The sequence below is a fragment of the Pseudoxanthomonas winnipegensis genome (assembly GCF_004283755.1).
Classification (GTDB): domain Bacteria; phylum Pseudomonadota; class Gammaproteobacteria; order Xanthomonadales; family Xanthomonadaceae; genus Pseudoxanthomonas_A; species Pseudoxanthomonas_A winnipegensis.
Map to the genome: position 1 here is coordinate 547,343 of NZ_SHMH01000001.1, position 16,184 is coordinate 563,526.

Annotated in this window: 18 protein-coding genes; 6 read left to right on the forward strand and 12 right to left on the reverse strand. The window is 71.6% G+C overall.

Annotated features, from left to right (window positions below; translation table 11 throughout):
• Positions 1 to 9 precede the first annotated feature (9 nt).
• From EAT51_RS02495 to EAT51_RS02520, 6 genes are all read left to right on the forward strand, one after another.
• On the forward strand, positions 10 to 1,341 hold the full coding sequence (locus EAT51_RS02495; protein ID WP_130561236.1) for an O-antigen ligase family protein: 1,332 nt from the start codon (positions 10 to 12) through the stop codon (positions 1,339 to 1,341).
• A 235-nt stretch (positions 1,342 to 1,576) separates the two neighbouring features.
• Positions 1,577 to 1,759, forward strand: a complete 183-nt coding sequence (locus EAT51_RS02500) for a hypothetical protein (protein ID WP_130561237.1) — start codon at positions 1,577 to 1,579, stop codon at positions 1,757 to 1,759.
• Entirely contained in the window at positions 1,756 to 2,535 is a 780-nt protein-coding gene (locus tag EAT51_RS02505) for an acyltransferase (RefSeq protein ID WP_130561238.1), read from the forward strand. The genes EAT51_RS02500 and EAT51_RS02505 overlap by 4 nt, the downstream gene beginning before the upstream one ends.
• The gene (locus tag EAT51_RS02510) at positions 2,522 to 3,346 is read left to right on the forward strand and encodes a glycosyltransferase family 2 protein (RefSeq protein WP_130561239.1); all 825 of its coding nucleotides are present in this window, start codon (positions 2,522 to 2,524) and stop codon (positions 3,344 to 3,346) included. Before EAT51_RS02505 ends, EAT51_RS02510 begins: the two co-directional genes overlap by 14 nt.
• On the forward strand, positions 3,343 to 4,458 hold the full coding sequence (locus EAT51_RS02515; RefSeq protein ID WP_130561240.1) for a glycosyltransferase: 1,116 nt from the start codon (positions 3,343 to 3,345) through the stop codon (positions 4,456 to 4,458). Before EAT51_RS02510 ends, EAT51_RS02515 begins: the two co-directional genes overlap by 4 nt.
• The gene (locus EAT51_RS02520) at positions 4,455 to 6,005 is read left to right on the forward strand and encodes a flippase (RefSeq protein WP_130561241.1); all 1,551 of its coding nucleotides are present in this window, start codon (positions 4,455 to 4,457) and stop codon (positions 6,003 to 6,005) included. Before EAT51_RS02515 ends, EAT51_RS02520 begins: the two co-directional genes overlap by 4 nt.
• A gap of 24 nt (positions 6,006 to 6,029) precedes the next feature.
• Here EAT51_RS02520 and EAT51_RS02525 read toward each other — a convergent pair whose 3' ends face one another.
• From EAT51_RS02525 to gspG, 12 genes are all read right to left on the reverse strand, one after another.
• On the reverse strand, positions 6,030 to 6,557 hold the full coding sequence (locus EAT51_RS02525; protein WP_165422678.1) for an outer membrane beta-barrel protein: 528 nt from the start codon (positions 6,555 to 6,557) through the stop codon (positions 6,030 to 6,032).
• A 214-nt stretch (positions 6,558 to 6,771) separates the two neighbouring features.
• On the reverse strand, positions 6,772 to 7,626 hold the full coding sequence (locus tag EAT51_RS02530; RefSeq protein ID WP_130523145.1) for a glycosyltransferase family 2 protein: 855 nt from the start codon (positions 7,624 to 7,626) through the stop codon (positions 6,772 to 6,774).
• A complete protein-coding gene (locus EAT51_RS02535) occupies positions 7,610 to 8,455 on the reverse strand; it encodes a glycosyltransferase family 2 protein (protein WP_130530673.1) in 846 nt (281 codons plus the stop codon). Before EAT51_RS02535 ends, EAT51_RS02530 begins: the two co-directional genes overlap by 17 nt.
• Positions 8,452 to 10,674 (reverse strand): type II secretion system secretin GspD, encoded by a 2,223-nt coding sequence (gspD, locus tag EAT51_RS02540; RefSeq protein ID WP_130561243.1) that lies wholly within the window; start codon positions 10,672 to 10,674, stop codon positions 8,452 to 8,454. Before gspD ends, EAT51_RS02535 begins: the two co-directional genes overlap by 4 nt.
• Positions 10,675 to 10,720: 46 nt before the next feature.
• Entirely contained in the window at positions 10,721 to 11,539 is an 819-nt protein-coding gene (locus EAT51_RS02545; protein WP_130561244.1) for a general secretion pathway protein GspN, read from the reverse strand.
• Positions 11,529 to 12,164 (reverse strand): type II secretion system protein GspM, encoded by a 636-nt coding sequence (gene gspM / locus EAT51_RS02550; RefSeq protein ID WP_130515366.1) that lies wholly within the window; start codon positions 12,162 to 12,164, stop codon positions 11,529 to 11,531. Before gspM ends, EAT51_RS02545 begins: the two co-directional genes overlap by 11 nt.
• A complete protein-coding gene (locus tag EAT51_RS02555) occupies positions 12,148 to 13,287 on the reverse strand; it encodes a PilN domain-containing protein (protein ID WP_130561245.1) in 1,140 nt (379 codons plus the stop codon). The genes gspM and EAT51_RS02555 overlap by 17 nt, the downstream gene beginning before the upstream one ends.
• A complete protein-coding gene (locus EAT51_RS02560) occupies positions 13,284 to 14,156 on the reverse strand; it encodes a type II secretion system minor pseudopilin (protein ID WP_130515362.1) in 873 nt (290 codons plus the stop codon). Before EAT51_RS02560 ends, EAT51_RS02555 begins: the two co-directional genes overlap by 4 nt.
• On the reverse strand, positions 14,153 to 14,818 hold the full coding sequence (locus EAT51_RS02565; RefSeq protein WP_130515360.1) for a general secretion pathway protein GspJ: 666 nt from the start codon (positions 14,816 to 14,818) through the stop codon (positions 14,153 to 14,155). The genes EAT51_RS02560 and EAT51_RS02565 overlap by 4 nt, the downstream gene beginning before the upstream one ends.
• Complete coding sequence (xpsI, locus tag EAT51_RS02570) at positions 14,815 to 15,228, reverse strand: type II secretion system protein XpsI (protein ID WP_130515358.1); 414 nt, start codon at positions 15,226 to 15,228, stop codon at positions 14,815 to 14,817. The genes EAT51_RS02565 and xpsI overlap by 4 nt, the downstream gene beginning before the upstream one ends.
• Positions 15,225 to 15,716, reverse strand: a complete 492-nt coding sequence (xpsH, locus tag EAT51_RS02575; protein WP_165421886.1) for a type II secretion system protein XpsH — start codon at positions 15,714 to 15,716, stop codon at positions 15,225 to 15,227. The genes xpsI and xpsH overlap by 4 nt, the downstream gene beginning before the upstream one ends.
• Positions 15,717 to 15,723: 7 nt before the next feature.
• On the reverse strand, positions 15,724 to 16,161 hold the full coding sequence (gene gspG, locus EAT51_RS02580) for a type II secretion system major pseudopilin GspG (RefSeq protein WP_130515354.1): 438 nt from the start codon (positions 16,159 to 16,161) through the stop codon (positions 15,724 to 15,726).
• Positions 16,162 to 16,184 lie beyond the last annotated feature (23 nt).

A 16,184-nucleotide genomic window follows, 5' to 3' on the forward strand; every position in this document is an offset into this window, starting at 1 on the left:
GAGCGTCAGATGAACTTTCTTATCGTCCTCTACGGCGGCTGGCTGGCGCTGTCCCGCCTGCGCAGCCTGGTACTGCTGTTCCCGGTGCTGTGCCTGTTCACACCCAAGGGGCTGGGCCTGATCGACGTACCCGCCCTGCCCTATCTTTCCGTCAACCGCGCCCTGGTGCTGGTGATGCTGGGCGCTTATGCCCTTCGGGTGATAGCCAACGGCTGGAGGCTGAAGCGTTCGACGTTCCCCTTCAGCGGGCCGTTCGGGCTGATGGCCGTGGCCTATCTGGCCGCCTGGGCGATCAACCCTGCGCGCTGGGCCTCCGATACGGTCACCGGCGCGATGGAGTTCATCGAGATCTCCCTGCCCTGCTACCTCGTGTTCCGGTTCTGCGAGAGCCCCGCGGCGGCCAAGCGGGCGTTGCGGTACTTCTATCTGGTGGCCGTTGCCGTCTCCCTCTATGGCACGCTCGCCTACTTCACGCATGTGAATCCCTATTTCGACTATCTCCAGCACACCACGCCGACCGGGCGCGTGCTGGCCAAGGACTACAGCGATTCGGTCCGCGGCATGCGCGCGGTGGGGACGCTGTCGCATCCCATCACCTACGGCGCGTTCCAGGTCTATGCCTTCATCGTCGGGATCTTCCTGAACCGCGACCGCCGCAACACCGGGCGGGTCGCGCTGTTCCTGGCGATGCAGCTGGTGCTGTTCGTCGGGATCGTGGTGACCAATTCGCGTACTCCGCTGATCTTCCTGCTGTTGTCCATCTGCGTCTTCTTCATGCTTGCCAGCAGCAGGGACCGGCTGTTCTTCGCCCAGGTCGGCGCGGTGGCGCTGGCCGTGGTGTGCCTGGCCGGACTGGAATACGTCGAGCGATTCGCCGACTTCATCGCATCGATCTTCAGCAACGACGCGGCGGCCAGCCGCAATGGCAGTTCGCTGGCCATGCGCCTGGGCCAGATGGCGGTCGCCTGGAGCTTCTTCATCCAGTCGCCCCTGTTCGGCAACGGCATCACGATGTCCCGCGACATCGTGGCTTCCGGGAAATATCCGGACTTCTACAACGCCGAGAGTGCGCTCTTCCAATGGATGATCGACCTGGGGCTGGTCGGGCTGGCCAGCTTCGTGTGGCTGTTCGGCCGCATCTACACCTGCGCGCGTCAGCGCATCGGCGACCGCACCAGCTACGCGGCGATCAACGCGATGGTCACCGGCTACATCCTGTTCGTGCTGGCCACCGGCGTGCTGGAAACCATGCAGCTCTTTCTGGTCCTCATCGCGCTTCTGCTGATCGCCAGCAAGCCCGCGGGCGGAGGCATCGATCCGGAGCGAACGCAGACGCGCTAGCGCTGGCAATCCGCAGGTCTGCTGACGCCATCGCGCACCGAATGTGCAGCGAGCCGCTCTCCAATATCTGAAGTCGCGCGCAGCGACAGGCCTTGGATCGCAAGCACTCACCGCAGTGCGATCTCGTCAACGAGCAGCAACGTGCCATGGTGCCGCCGGTACATCAGGTTACGCCCGGCAATCATCCGGTCCCCTGCCGCCATCGGCGGACTCGGTGCGCGGGTCGGCGGCCACAATGTTCCTCTCGCCGCTGCGCGCCATACCGACGCCTGCACCGGCGCAGCGCCCCACCCATCCGTCGCAGTTGGCCTCCTTCATGAACATCACGGTCATAGGCGCGGGCTCCCCCGGCCTGGTCACCGCCGCGTGCCTCGCCGAGCTCGGACACGACGCGCGCCGTTTCGACGTCGCCGCATGAGTGCGCGGACACAACCGCCATCGCGCGGGCCGCTGGCCGCGACCGGCAACGTGCTCTCCGCGCTGATGCGCCGCCTGCTGGAGCAGGCATTGGCGCGCGTACGACCGGGCAAGCGGATCGCCCCCGGCATCGACGGACGCGACCTGTTCCGGCATGGTCTTGAGCAAGGGATGCATGCCTGCCGTGGCCTGCTGCTGGCGGCGACGCACCGGCGGATCTCTCCGTGCTTCGTCGGGCGCTCGGTGCGCCTGCGCTTCGTGCGCAGGATCGTCATCGGCCGCCATGCGGCCATCGGCGATGGCGTCATCCTCAGCGGACTGGGCAGCGACGGGCTTGTCCTCGGCGAACGATCGAGCATCGGCGCCTACTCCAGGCTGGTCACGGGCACCGATATCGCGCGCCCTGGCACCCACATCCGGATCGGCCGTCGATGCGGGATCGGCGAGTACTCGAGCATCGGCGGGTCCGGTGGGGTCTCCATCGGCGAGGACACCATCATCGGGCAGTACTTCAGTGCGCATTCGGAGAACCACAACCACGCCGACCTGTCCGTTCCGATCCGTGTGCAAGGCACGACCCGCGCGCCCATCCAGATCGGCGAAGGCTGCTGGATCGGGGCCAAGGTGACCGTGCTGGCCGGCGTCACGATCGGACCGGGCTGCGTCATCGCCGCCGGCAGTGTGGTGACCCGAGACATCCCCGCCTTCGCCATCGCCGCCGGCGTCCCGGCGCGTGTGCTGCGCCTGCGCCAGGGAGGCCCTCATGATCAGCATTGACGTGTTCGTGGTGCTCTACCGGCGCAAGATCGCCGAATCGGAGACGGTGCAGAGCCTGTTGCGCTCGACGACCGCCTGCACGCAGCTCCAGCTGCGTGTGCAGCTCTGGGACAACTCGCCCGAAGCCGATGCCCAGGCCGTCATCCTGGCGCCCGACTGGCGCTATTCCTGGAACGGTCACAACGCGCCGCTCTCGGTGGCCTACAACGCGATGCTCCTGCACGCCGCTTCGCCGTATGTGCTGGTGTTCGACCAGGACTCGCGCTTCGAACCGGACTTCCTGGACGCGCTGTGCGCCGCCATGCGCGCCGTCCCGGCCGACATGTACGTGCCGCGGATCGCCCATCAGGGTCGCGTGATCAGCCCGTGCCGGCTGCGCTGGATCAAGGGCGCGGCCCTGCCCGGGGTCACACCGGGCACGGTGCTGCCGCGCTGTTTCACCGCGATGATGAGCGGGCTGTGCATCTCGCAACGGTTCCTGTGGTCGCTGGGGCCGGCCCCGTTCGACGAGCGCTTGCGCTTCTACGGCATCGATACCCGCCTGTGCCGCGAGCTGAACCTGCGCGGCGGCCGCGCCTACGTGCACCGTGGGACGCTCGACCACGACTCCGCGCTGCGCGACAGGCGCGACCCCGAGCAATACGTGCAGCGCAAGATCTGGCTCATGCGCTCGTGGCGGCACGTGTTCGACCGCAACCGGCTGGAACGGCTGGGCGTGCACCTCTATATCGCCTGGACGGTCCTGCGCCTGGTCAGCGGACCGGGGCGGCGCCGCGGTGCGCGTTCCATCCTTGCCGAGGTCTATCGATGAGCCCTGCGCCTCGCATCCTGGCGATCCATCAGGGCAGCGAACTGTATGGCTCGGACCGCAGCTTCGCCGCCGCGGTCCAGGCGCTGCGCGAGCGTCATCCGCAGGCGCGCATCGAGGTCGTGCTCCCCGAGCCGGGCCCGCTGCAGTCGCTGCTTGAGCCCTGGGCCGATGCATGCCGCTTCGAACCGCGCGGCATCCTGCGCAAGATCGAGCTCAAGCGGCATCCGTTGAAGAGCCTGTCGGGCATCGTGGCGGCATGGCGGCGCTACCGGGCGTTAGCGGCCGAACACGATCTCTGCTACGTCAACACCACCGTCTGCGTGTCCGCGATCCTGGCGCTGCGCGTCTGCGCCGGCGGCTATGTCCATGTGCGCGAGATCCCTGGCGCGGCCGCGCTGGTGCTGTTCCGCACGCTGCTGCGCCTCTCCCGCGCGCAGGTGATCTACAACTCCTATGCCACCGCGCTGGCGTTCGGACTGCCCGGGCGGGTCATCCACAACGGCGTGGCGCCGATCTCCGACGCGCCCCCTACCGTGCCGGGTGCGCATCGGCGCTGGCGGATCGCCATCATCGGCCGCATCAACACCTGGAAGGGCCAGCAGTTCGCCCTGGAGGCGCTGGCGCGACTGGCGTCGGCGCCGCAGATCGAGCTGCGCATCGTCGGCGACGTCTTCCCCGGCTACGAGCCCTTGCTCACCGCGCTGGATCAGACGGCCGCCGACTGCCGCTTCCCGGTCGAACGGATCGGCTTCGTGCGCCAGCCTGGCCCGCATTTCGAATGGGCCGACTTCGTCCTGATTCCCTCGCTGCTGCCCGAGCCCTTCGGACGCGTCGCCATCGAGGCGTTCTCGATCGGCAGGCCGGTCATCGCCTCGGCCGGTGGTGGCCTGCAGGAAATCGTCGCCGACGGCGTCAACGGTTTTCTGTTCGCGCCCGGCAACGCGCAGGCGCTGGCGACGGCGGTCGAACGCGCGCTCGCGCTGGATGCCCAGGCCTACCAGGACATGGCGCTCGCCGCGCGCCGCGGCTACCAGCAGCGTTTCACGGTGGAAGGCTACCGCCGGGCGATCGGCGATGCGGTGCTGCCGTGCGCGCCCGCGGCGGCGTCATGACCGCCTCGACGACGCCGGACCAGGCGCCGGGGCATCGCTTCGCGCGCCACCTGTCCTACAACATCGGCGGCCAGGTGATCCCGCTGGTGCTGGCCGCCGTCGCCGTGCCGATGCTGGTGCACCACATCGGCGTGGACCGCTTCGGCCTGCTCACCATCGCCTGGATGGTGGTGGGATATTTCAGCCTGTTCGATCTGGGCCTGGGCCGGGCGATGACGCGGCTGGTGGCCGAGCGACTCGGCCGTGGCCGCGCCGACCAGGTCGCGCAGGTGGTCACCTCCGGACTGTCGCTGATGAGCCTGCTCGGCGTGCTCGGCGGCGTGCTGCTGGCGGTCGCCTCGCCCTGGATGACCGATCTGCTGCGGGTGCCGGAGGCCTTGCGCGGCGAGACGCGCAACGCCTTTCTGCTGCTGGCCGCATCGGTGCCCGCGGTCGTGCTGTCCACCGGCCTGCGCGGCGTGCTGGAAGCGCATCATCGCTTCGGGGTGACCAATGCGATCCGCACCCCGGTCGGGCTGTGGACCTTCGGCGGTCCGCTGTGCGTGCTGCCCTTCACCGATCGTCTGGACTGGGTCGTGGCCACCCTGGTGCTGGGGCGCTACATCGCCCTGCTGGCCTATGCGATCGCCACCGCGCGCGAAGTGGGCCGCCTGGCGCGCGCGCACGATGGCGATGCTTCCTGGCGGGAGCTGCTGCGCTTCGGCGGCTGGATGACCGTGTCCAACGTGATCTCGCCGCTGATGGTTTACATGGACCGCTTCTTCATCGGCGCCCTGCTCGGGACCTCGGCCGTGGCCTACTACACCTCGCCCTACGAGGTGGTGTTCAAGCTCAACGTGGTCTCGGAGGGCCTGTTCGGCGTGCTGTTTCCGCTGATGGCCAACCGGTTCGCCGCCAGCCAGGCCGAGCCGGACCGCCTGTTCTCGCTCGGTGCGCGGATGATCGCCGCCGGGCTCTTCGTGCCGGTCGTGCTGATTGTGGCGCTGGCCGAACCCTTCCTCGGCCTGTGGCTGGGGCCCGACTTCGCACTGCGCAGCAGCGTGGTGATGCAGGTGCTGGCACTCGGCCTGCTGGTGAACGGCTTCTCCAAGGTCGCCTTCAACGCCATCCAGGCCCACGGCCGCGCCGATGTCACGGCCCGGCTGCACATGATCGAACTGCCGCTCTACGTCGTGGCGCTGATCGCGCTGACGCGGCAATGGGGCATCGTCGGCGCGGCCCTGGCGTGGAGCCTGCGCATGGTGCTCGATGCGGCGTTGCTCGGTTGGATGAGCCGGCGCATGGCCGGCATCACCGGCCCCTGTCTGCGGCGCTGCGCCGTCCTGGCCCTGGCCACCTTGGCCCTGGCGATGACTCCTTTGCTGCTACCTGCGGGCAAGCCGCTGCTTCGCGCCGTCGCGGTACTGGCGCTGATCGCGATCGCCGCGGCTGCCTTCTGGCGCTGGCAGCTCGATGCGCAGGAACGCGGCCGCCTCCTCGGCCAGCTGCACCAGGCCTGCGCGCGGCCGCGCAGGCTGCTGCGTGGCCCGCGCGCCCAGGGCCGCTAGCGCCCTGGGCCACGCACGCCGGGATCAGCGAAACGGCATCACCACGCCGACCGACAGCATCGGGTCGGTCAGACTCGCACGCGAGCCGGAGCTTTCATGGCGCTGGTAGCGCGCTTCGATGCGCAACCGGAACCGCTGGCCGAGCGCCGTCTCGATGCCCAACCCCGCGCGCATCATCACCCCGCCTCGGCTGGCCTCGCGCGGCAGCCCACCCTCATAGGCATAGCCCAAGCCCGCCGTCACATAAGGCGCGATCTTCGCGTCGCGATCGAAGAAGTACAGCGCGTCGGCGGCCACCACCGCCATGTCGTCCTTCGCGTCCAGGTCGGCCAGCTGCACGCTGGCCTCCAGGTTCCAGTGCGCACCCGCGGTGGTGCCGACCAGCGCCTCGCCCGCCACACCGGCGCGATCGGTGCGAATGGCGTCGTTGTGCACGTAGGCCAGCTTGGCGCCGGCATACCAGTCCCGATCGGAGGTTTGCGCCTTGAGCGCCGTCGCCGGCAGCCCGCATCCACACGCCGCCACGACGGCGCAGAGCAGTTTGGTCTTCATCATGTCCCCAGTGAGATCGTCGGCGAGCTCCGCCGGCGCCAGGCGCGCCGAGTCGACGCCAGCCTGGCCGTGGGGAGCCAAGCGCCGACATTAGTCAGGCGCGCGGCCGAGCTCTCGCCGTTTGCAGGGCGCATCCCGCCATTTCGATGACCCGCGCAAGCGGGCTCGCGAAGCCGGCACGCACGCGCCGGCGGGGCCCATCAGGCGGCGCGCGCTAGGAGCGCGGGCGAGCCGCCAGCGCCAGGCGGAGCAGCGCGTGCCCGGCGATCATGGCCCACACCGCCACCCGCACCGGCCACGAGCGCCGCGGGGCCTCGAAGCGGCGGAAATAGCGCCACAGCCCGCGATGCTTGTGCCACTCGACGAACAGCGGCCGCGAGCGGCTGGACACGCCGCGCACGTGCAGCACCTGCACATCGTTGGCCACCGCCACCGTGGCGCCGGCCTCGCGCGCGCGCCGGCACAGGTCCAGGTCCTCGGCATGCAGGCGATAGCCTTCGTCCAGGCCGCCCAGCGCATCGAACAGCGTGCGCGGCATCAGCATCAGCGCGCCGGAAATGGCCTGCACCGGCTGCACCGCCTGCGCGGCGTCCATCGGCACGCCCAGCTGCGCGCCGCGTGCGGGACTGCGCAGCATCTGCGCGAAATCCGGATCGCGCCGCCGCGCGGCGGCGTCGCGCACGCCGTCTTCGCCGACCAGGTCGGCGCCGAGCAGCGCGTTGCCCAGCGCCTGCGCATGGGCGCGCAGGCGCACCAGCGTGTCGGCCTCGACCATCAGATCGGGATTGACGAAGGCCAGCCAGGGCGCGTCCGAATCGCGCGCGCCCTGATTGCAGCCGACCGAGAAGCCGGGGTTGTCGGGGTTGCCGATGAAGTGCACGCGCGGATCGCGCGCGGCGTGGCGCTGGACGATCTCAAGCGTACCGTCGTCGGAGGCGTTGTCGGCCACGCGGATCTGCACGACATCGCGCGCCGCGCGCAGCCGCGTCAGGCAGGCCTCGATGGTCGAGGCGCTGCGGTGGGTCACCACGATGGCGGCGATGCCGCCGGCGTCAGCCGAAGAGTTCACGTTGTTCCGTGGATCCCGCCTGCGCGTAGCAGGCCTCCAGGCGCTCGCGCAGGGCGCGCAGCGGATCGTCCATCAGGAAGCGGGCCACGCGCGGATTCCAGTCGGGCCAGCGCCCGGCCAGCGCGTCCATGTCGCCCTCGTCCGGGCCGCCCTCGCCGCCGCGCGCGACGAAGGCCGTCTCGCACAGCACGTTGCGCCAGCCCAGCCCGGACAGGCGCAGCGACAGGTCGATCAGGGCGGCATACCAGCTGCGATAGCTGTCCAGGTCCAGCCCGCCGGCGCGCGCACGCGCGCGGCCGCGCAGGGCCACCGCATGGCTGACCGCCGCCGGCAGTTCGGGATAGGTCGCCGGTAGCGCGGCGCAGGCGCGCGCGGTGCGCTGCGGGTCGACCGGCGGCGGGGCGATCTCGCCCACGCGCGGCCAGGCGGCGGCCTCGCCGGCGTTGCACCACGGCGTGGCGGTGGCGATGGAGGCGTCGCCGGCCAGGCAGGCGGCGAGCTGGTTCAGCCAGCCCGGCAGCGGCTGGGCGTCGGGCGAGAGCACCACCACGTCCAGCCCGGCGCAGGCGCGCAGCATTTCGTCCAGATGCGCGACCTCGCCGAGCGGGTACGGGCGGCGGGTGTAGTCGGCCTTCAGGCGCGTGCGCGCCAGCCAGCGCTCGATCAGCGCCAGCCCGCGCGGGCCGGCCTGGGCGTTGTCGGCCAGCCAGACCTGCGTGCCCGCCGGCGTGCCGTCCTCCAGCGCGCCCAGGCAGGCGTCCAGCGCCTGGTCGTCCACGCCGACCGGCAGCAGCACGATCGGCAGGGGTGCGGCGTCGTGCGGGCTCACTTGCCCTTCGGCGGGTGCAGCGGTTCCATGGCGCGGAACTTCTGGCTGTATTCGTCGGTGAGGTTCCGCGCTTCGGCCGGGTTGCGCACGATGGTCGGGGTGATCAGGACGATGACTTCGCTGCGGTTGGTGTCCTGGGTCTTCTGCCCAAACAGCGAACCCAACACCGGGATACGACTCAGATACGGCACACCGGAAGAGCCGGCCTTGACAGAATCGGTAATCAGGCCGGCCAACATGATGGTCTGACCGCTCTGCACGGCCGCCTCGGTCTTCACGAAGCGGGTGTTGATCGGCACGTTGCAGGCGCTGACGCTGGCATCGCAGTTGGCAGGCGAGGCGCCGGGCGAGCTGACCTCCTGCGCGATCTCCATGAACACCGTGCCGTCCTTGGTCACGCGCGGGCGGACCTTGAGGATCACGCCGGTATCCAGATACTGCACCTGGCTATAGGTCTGCGAGTTCAGACCGGTGTTGACCGAATAGGAATTGACCGGAATCTGCTCGCCGACCTTCAGCTCGGCCTGGGCGTTGTTGCGCACGAACACGGAAGGAGTCTGCAGCAGGCGCAGGTCGGTGACGGTGTCCAGGGCGCTCAGCACAGCGGCGGCATTGTTGCCGAGGAAAGTCCAGGTCAATCCGGCGCCGGATGTGATGCTGCGGCCCCAGACGTTGCCGGTCAGGCTAGTGGGATCCGGCTGCAGTCCCTGCTGCTCGAAATACCAGTTCACGCCGTACTTCAGCTGGCCTGTCAGCGCCACCTCGGCCACCTGCGCCTCGATATGCACCTGCATGGGCATCACGTCCAGCTTCTCGATCACGTCCTTGATCGAACGCCAGGCGTTGCCGTTGGCGCGCACCAGCAGCGAGTTGGTCTCCTCCACCGCGGCCACGCCGACCTTGCTGCCCTCCACTTCCAGGATGACGTTGCCGTTGCCTTCCTGGCGCGCATTGAGCGACACATCGCCCGAGCCCGAGCCGCTGCGTCCGCTGCTACCGCCCAGCCCCGAGCCGCTGCCGAAACCGCTCGATCCATCGTCGCTGCGGCTGCCGTCCTGGTTGCCGCCGAACTGCAGCGTGCTGCCGCTGCCGTCCATGCCGCTGGAGGTTAGCGAGGTGCCGATCGCGCCCGGCGCCAGCGAGCTGGTGGAACCGCCGCCGCGCCCGCTGCCGCCGCCGAAGACCTCGGACAGGCGCTGGGCCAGGTCGCGCGCCTTGATGTACTTGAGCTCGTAGGAGAACAGGCGCGGGGTGTCGCCGGCGTTGTCGATGCGTTCGAGCCAGTCGCGGATCTGATCCAGGTAGGCCGCCTGCGGGGTGATCACCATCACCGCATTGGCGCCCTCCAGCGGCATGAAGCGGAACATGCCGGCGCTGGGCGTCTTGCTGTTCTCGCCGAACACCTTCTCCAGATCGGCCACGACCTTGCTCGCCTGGCCGGTCTCCAGCGGGAACACGCCCACCGACATGCCCGAGAGCCAGTCCACGTCGAAGATCTGCACCGTGCGCAGGTAGTTCTCCAGCTCGGTGCGCGAGCCGCTCAGGGTGATCAGGTTGCGGGTGGGGTCGGTGGCGATGACCGCGTTGGGCCGCGCATACGGCTCCAGGATCTTCTTCATCTCGTTGGCCGCGATGAAGCGCAGCGGCACCACGCGCACCTCGTAGCCGCGCGCGTTGCCCGCATCGCCCGAGCGCGGCGCCACGGTGCCGGCCAGCGCCTGGTCGGCCGGGACGATGTTGTAGCGGCCGTCGCTGTAGACCATGCGCGCGTTGTTCCAGCCCAGCACCTGTTCCAGCAGCGACAGCGCCTGCGCCGGCGACACCGCGCGCGGCGTGGCCAGGGTCACCGTGCCCTGCACGCCGGGCGCGATGACGTAGTTCTGGCCCAGCATGTCGCCCAGGATCGCCTTGACCACCGCCTGCAGCGACTCGCCCTCGAAGTTGAACATCGCCCCGCCGCCGGTGGCCCCGCGCAAGGCCGGCGGCGGCGCGGCGGCGGCGCTGCGGTTGATCACCTGGCCGGTGCCGCGCCGGATCTGCGCCTGCGGTCCGGTCTGCGGCTCCTCGGGCGAGGTCATGGGCGAGGTCTGCGCCGCGCCGGCGGTCGCGCCCGGGTTGGCCAGGTTGCCCTGGCGCTGCACGTTCGGCACCGGCGCGGTGGCGCAGCCGGCCAGCAGGCCGAGCAGGAGACTGAGCGGGAGGACGAAGCGTGACGTCATGTCTGCACTCTATGGATCGTTCGATGCGATGGACAGGGGCAAGGCGCTAGTTGCCGGTCGGCGCGCCGGCGCCCTGCTCGCGCAGCTGGCGGCGGCGGGCTTCGATGCGTTCGCGGATGGCCTGCATCTGCTGTTCGGGGGTGACCGGCGCCTCGGCCGGCGCCTGCTGGGCCGGGCTGCCGGCCGCGGCATTGGCGCTGGCGCCGGCCTGTGCAGCGTTGCGGGCCTGGTTCTGCGCCTGCGTGGGCGCTGTCGGCGGCGGTGGCACCGGCGAGCTGCGCGGCGCCTGCCCAGCCTGCATGCCGGCCGGCGGCGGCCGGCCGCCGGAGGACAGCGCCGTCGGCGGCTGCCCGCCCTGGCCGTCGAACACGCGCAGGGCCAGCGTGCGCTGGCCTTCGGGGCCGTCGAACACTGCCTGCCGCGGCGCCAGCTCGGTCAGGTGCCAGGCCGGCGCCTCGGCCGGCGCCTCGCCCACCCGGACCCGCACCGCCGAGGCCGGGCCGCCGTCGCCGGGCTTCTGCAGGATCGCCAGCCGCACCGTCGGGGTGATCAGCACGCTGGTCAGCACGTAGTCGAAGCTGGTCTTGGCGGCGGCCTCGCCCTGCCCCTCGAGGAAGAAGGGATGCGGCTGCCGGTCCGGCGCGAACACCGGGCGCTGGCCGATGGCCGCGTACTGGTCGGCCGGCCCCAGGCGCTCGGGCGCCTGCGGCGGCAGCGCGGGCAGGCGCTGCACCAGTGCCGGATCGTCGGCCAGGGGCGCGATCGCCCGGCCCATGCCGGCCAGCGCCAGCACCCAGGCCAGCAGCGCCCAGCCGGCGATCACCAGCAGCAGCCAGGTGCGCGCACCCAAGGTGTCACTGCGCACGCACACCTCCCGCCACGGGCGCCGCGGCTTGCGCGGCCGGCTTGAGGTAGCCGTACAGGTCGAAGCTGACATTGAGCCCGGCGTTCTGATCCTCCGCGCCGGGCGCGCGCAGGTTGAAGGTCTGCGCCAGGATGTTGAGGTTGTCCACGAACAGGCGCGGGCTGCCCGATTCCAGCGCGTGCAGCACCGCGGCGGTCTGGTCCACGCCGCAGCGCAGGGTGACCTGCACGGTGACCCGGGTGAAGCGCTCGGTGCCCTGCTGCGGGACCGGCGAGCGGTTGGTGATCGCGCAGCTGCGGTTGCCCGGGCTGGCCTGGGCCACGACCGTCTCCAGGCGCTGGGTCAGCGCGGCGGTGGCCAGCTCGGCGGTGGGTTCGGCCAGGAAGCCGGGGCGGTTGCCCAGCGCGGCCTGCGCGGCGGCGAGCTGACGGGCGACCAGCGGGCGCTGGGCCAGTTGGGTGCGCACGCGCAGCTCGCGCTCGCGCGCCGCGTCGATGCGCGCATCGAGCGCGCGCATCGGCACGGTCCACCACGGATGCACCAGCACCAGATAGGCCAGCGCCAGCGCGGCCAGCAGCAGTCCCAGGGCCAGCCAGCGGTCCTGGCGTTCACTCCTGGCGCGCATTGGGCCTCCTGGCGGCCGAGGCGGGCGGCGTGGCGCCGGCCAGCTGGGCGGTCATGCTGAAGCGGTCCAGCCGCGTGCGGCGGTCCTGCTGCAGGGCGCCGGTCAGCGCCGGCGAGGTCCACAGCGCCGAGCCTTCCAGCTGCTTGACCAGGCCCGGGGCCTCCGAACTCAGGCCGATCAGCAGCAGCCGGTCGCCCTCGATGGAGACCTTCTCCAGGTAGGTGTTGTCGGGCAGGCGGCGGGTGAGCTCGTCGAGGATCTCGATGGTGGTCGGCCGCGCGGCGCGCTGGCGCTGCAGGAAGCCGGCGCCTTCGACCAGATCCACGAGCTGCTGGCGCTGGGCGGCCACGCGGCGCGCCTGCGCGGCGCTGCGCTCGACCTGGGCGGTGAAGTCGTCGGCGGCGGCCTGGCGGTTGGCCAGCACCTGCCAGCCGGCCAGGACGACGAACACCACCGCGGCCAGCGCGGCGATCAGGTTCCAGCGCCGCGCCGGGCTGGCCCGGCGCACGCGCAGCGCCGGCGGCAGCAGGTTCACGCCCAGCGGCTGGCCGGCCTCGTCGGCCACGTCCAGGCCGGCCAGGCCGGTGGCGACCGAGCCCAGTTCCTCCAGCGCGCGGTCCACGGCCTGGCGGCGCACGACCACCAGCTCGGCCTCGATCTGGCCGTCGCCGCGGCGGGCGACGATGCGCGCGTCGTAGTACACCGATTCGGCGGTGAACGGGGTCTGCCGGTCGATCTCGAAACCCACCACCTCGCGCAGCCGCTCGGCCGCCGCGGCCGGCAGCAGCAGCGGCCGGCGCAGCACGCGCACGGCCGGCAGCAGGCCCCAGCGCGGCAGCCCGGCCACGCGCGGATGGAGCACGGCATCCAGTTCGGCCGAGGACAGCGGCAGGGGCAGCTCGGCCAGCGCCTCCGACCCGTCCAGGCCGGCGCGCAGCAGCTGCGCCTGGCCATCGCGCGGGACCAGCAGCAGGCGCTCGGCGGCCAGGCCGAACAGGCGACGCCAGCGCGGCGGCAGCCAGCTGGCCAGCGCATCGCGCCACCAGGTGAGGAAGCCGCTGGCGGCGCCGACGGAGCGACCCAGGGCCGGCAGCACCGGGGCGGCTGCGCGTGGTGTCGTCATCGGGGTTCCCAACCTTCCTCCCAGCGCAGCGTGGTGTACACGGCCCCGGGCGTGGGGCCACCGCCCGTGCGCAGCACCGCCCGCAGGACCGCCTGGCGGCCATCGGGGAGCTGTGCACGGCTCTCGATACTATACGTGCCGGTGCCGCGCCCGACCTGCGGCGCACCCACCTGCTGCGCCGCCTCGCGCTGCTGCTGGATCAGGCCCGGGTCCAGCCCCAGTGCGGTCAACACCGGGCCCTGGGCATAGGTCGGGTCGGGCTGGGCGCGGCCGTAGAGGGTCAGGTAGGGCTTGATCCGCGCATAGACCTCGGGCGTCCAGCCCAGCACCTGCTCGACCTCGGCCACGGTCTCGAACGGCGCGTCCTTGGCGCCGTAGGGCAGGCCGGCCTCGGCGTAGTCGCCGTCCTCGGCGCCGCCGACCGGCTGGCGCAGCGAATCGGCGTCGCGCCAGTCCACCACCGCGCCGGCCAACTGCTGTGCACGGGCCTGCTCGACGCCGGTGGCGACGAGCACGCTGGCCAGGGTCTGGGCGTCGACCTGGTTGAGATCGACCTTGCCGCTCTCGTCGGTGATGCGCACCAGCACCTGGCTGCCGGCGTAGCGCCAGCGGTAGGGTCGCCCGTCCGGAATCCAGCGGCTGCGCGGGTCCTGGTCGTCCACGCGCTGCATGGCGTACTCCAGTCCGGCGCGGGCGACTTCGCGGGCCACGCTGCCTTCCGCCGTGACGCGCCCCTGCAGCGCCTCCACCCGCGCGGCGAGGGCGAAGGCGCCGATCAGCGCGGTCAGCAGTGCGATCAGCCACACCACCAGCAGCAGGGCCACGCCGCGTTGGGCGGCGGGCGAACGCGGCGGACGGACGCGGCTCACGGCGTGACCTCGTGGGTGCTGCCGCTGCCCTGGGCCAGGGTGATGACCATGTCCGGCCAGCGCGGTCCGTCGGCCGGCACGATCTCGATGGACACCTGCACCGGCAGCGCCTCGACCTGGGTCCAGCCGTCTTGCCACGGGCCCAGCCCGCCGTTGTCCGGCAGCAGGCCGCGATAGCGGAAGCGCACCGACTTGAGCCGGTCGGCCAGCAGCTCCGGCGGGCGCGGCGTGCCCGGCTCGTCGATGGTCTGGCCGGCCTGGACCATCTTCAGGTCGACCTGCAGGCGGCTGCCGTCCTCGGTGGCGGACACGTCGTGCAGGTAAGGTCCGCCGCGCCCCAGATAGTCGGGCAGGTCGGCGACGAAACGCATGCGCGTGCCGGTGCCGGCGAAGCGGTAGGCCAGGCCGCGCTCGGGATCGCGCGCGAAGGCGATGGCCTGGGCCGAGGCCAGGTGGCTGCGCAGGAAGCCCTGCACCGCGCGGATGCGCTCGTTGCGCGCCGCGGTAGCCTCGCCGCGATGGACCAGCCCGGTGGCCGCGCGCAGCGTGGCGAAGCCCACCGCCAGGCCGGCGGCCAGCAGCAGCGTGGCCAGCAGGATCTCCAGCAGCGTGAAGCCGGCGGCGCGGCGCGGCGCGACCGGGGCGCGGAGCCTGCGCCTCATGTGCCCGGCGTGCCTTGCGCCGCGGCCAGGCGCAGGCTACGCCATTGCAGCGCCTCGCCCTCGCCCTCGCCCCAGCGCACGGTCAGGCGCACTTCGAGCAGGCGCGTGGCGGCCGGGTCGATCAGGCCGTCGGCGGGCCGGCCCGGATCGGTCCAGGGCGCGACCTCCAGGCGCCAGTGATAGCGGCCATCGTCCAGCGCGCCGTCCTGTTCGCCCGGCTGCAGCGGCGCGCCCGCGCCGACCTGGGCCAGCAGGCTCTGCGCATGCAGCGCCGCGCGCCCGGCCAGGTTGGCGCGCTGGATCTGCCGCGAGGCGCCGGTCAGTGCGCCCAGCAGCAGGGTCAAGGCCAGCGCCAGCAGCCCGAAGGCGACCACCACCTCGATCAGCGTGAAGCCGCGCTGGCGCCTCATGGCGCGCCTCCTACCTGTCCATCCACGCGCACCTCGCCGGTCAGCCAGGCCACGCTGAGCCGGCGGGTGGCCTGGCCTGCGACCAGTTCGAGCTGGCCGCCGGTGGAGGCGCCGTCGGGATAGAACACGATCGCGCCCTGCCCCGGCTGCGCGGCGGCCTGGCGCGCGCCGTAGAAGCGCACGCCCAACTGTTCGGGCAGGCGGCCTTCGCGCTTGCCCGGCGCGCTGTAGCGATGCGCGGCCGGATCGACGGTGAAGCGCTGCGGCTGGCCAGTGGCGATGGCCTGAGCGCGGGTGAAGCGCAGCTGCGCGGCCACCTCGCGCGTCGCCCCGCGCAGGCGCAGGCCCTGCAGGCCGCCGCTCATGGCCACGGCGGTCAGCGTGCCGATCAGGGCGATCAGCGCGATCACCACCAGCACTTCGATCAGCGTGAAGCCCGCCGGCCGGCGCCGGACGCGGCCCTTGCCGGGGCGGGCGCGGCCGCGCATGGACCGCTCAGGGCGAGTAGGCGATATCGGCGTTGACGCTGTCGCCGCCGGGCTGGCCATCCTTGCCCAGGCTGACCAGGTCGAACGGACCCTGCTGGCCCGGCACCGAATACTGGTAGGGGTGGTTCCAGGGATCCTTCAGCTCGCTCTCCTTGGCGTACGGCCCCAGCCAGCCGGCGGTGCCGGCCGGCGCGCTCACCAGATCCGACAGCGAGCCCGGCAGGTGGCCGGTGTCCATCTCGAACTGCTGCACCTTCTCGGCCACGGTCTGCACCTGCGCCCTGGCCAGGTTGACCTTGGCCCGGTCGGCGTTGCCCAGGATGCGGCTGGCGGCGAAGGCGACGATGCCGCCGATCAGGATCACCACCACGATGATTTCCATCAGGGTGAAGCCGGCCTGGGCGCTGCGGGCGGGCGGAGGCGTCAGGGAGCGTGCGTTGCGCATGAGAGGTCTTCCATTCCGTATTG

Coding starts and splice junctions, on each gene's coding strand:
- EAT51_RS02495 (WP_130561236.1), top strand. CDS start 10: ATGAACTTTCTTATCGTCCTCTACGGCGGCTGGCTGGCGCTGTCCCGC.
- EAT51_RS02500 (WP_130561237.1), top strand. CDS start 1,577: ATGTTCCTCTCGCCGCTGCGCGCCATACCGACGCCTGCACCGGCGCAG.
- EAT51_RS02505 (WP_130561238.1), top strand. CDS start 1,756: ATGAGTGCGCGGACACAACCGCCATCGCGCGGGCCGCTGGCCGCGACC.
- EAT51_RS02510 (WP_130561239.1), top strand. CDS start 2,522: ATGATCAGCATTGACGTGTTCGTGGTGCTCTACCGGCGCAAGATCGCC.
- EAT51_RS02515 (WP_130561240.1), top strand. CDS start 3,343: ATGAGCCCTGCGCCTCGCATCCTGGCGATCCATCAGGGCAGCGAACTG.
- EAT51_RS02520 (WP_130561241.1), top strand. CDS start 4,455: ATGACCGCCTCGACGACGCCGGACCAGGCGCCGGGGCATCGCTTCGCG.
- EAT51_RS02525 (WP_165422678.1), bottom strand. CDS start 6,557: ATGAAGACCAAACTGCTCTGCGCCGTCGTGGCGGCGTGTGGATGCGGG.
- gspD (WP_130561243.1), bottom strand. CDS start 10,674: ATGACGTCACGCTTCGTCCTCCCGCTCAGTCTCCTGCTCGGCCTGCTG.
- gspM (WP_130515366.1), bottom strand. CDS start 12,164: ATGCGCGCCAGGAGTGAACGCCAGGACCGCTGGCTGGCCCTGGGACTG.
- EAT51_RS02555 (WP_130561245.1), bottom strand. CDS start 13,287: ATGACGACACCACGCGCAGCCGCCCCGGTGCTGCCGGCCCTGGGTCGC.
- EAT51_RS02565 (WP_130515360.1), bottom strand. CDS start 14,818: ATGAGGCGCAGGCTCCGCGCCCCGGTCGCGCCGCGCCGCGCCGCCGGC.
- xpsI (WP_130515358.1), bottom strand. CDS start 15,228: ATGAGGCGCCAGCGCGGCTTCACGCTGATCGAGGTGGTGGTCGCCTTC.
- xpsH (WP_165421886.1), bottom strand. CDS start 15,716: ATGCGCGGCCGCGCCCGCCCCGGCAAGGGCCGCGTCCGGCGCCGGCCG.
- gspG (WP_130515354.1), bottom strand. CDS start 16,161: ATGCGCAACGCACGCTCCCTGACGCCTCCGCCCGCCCGCAGCGCCCAG.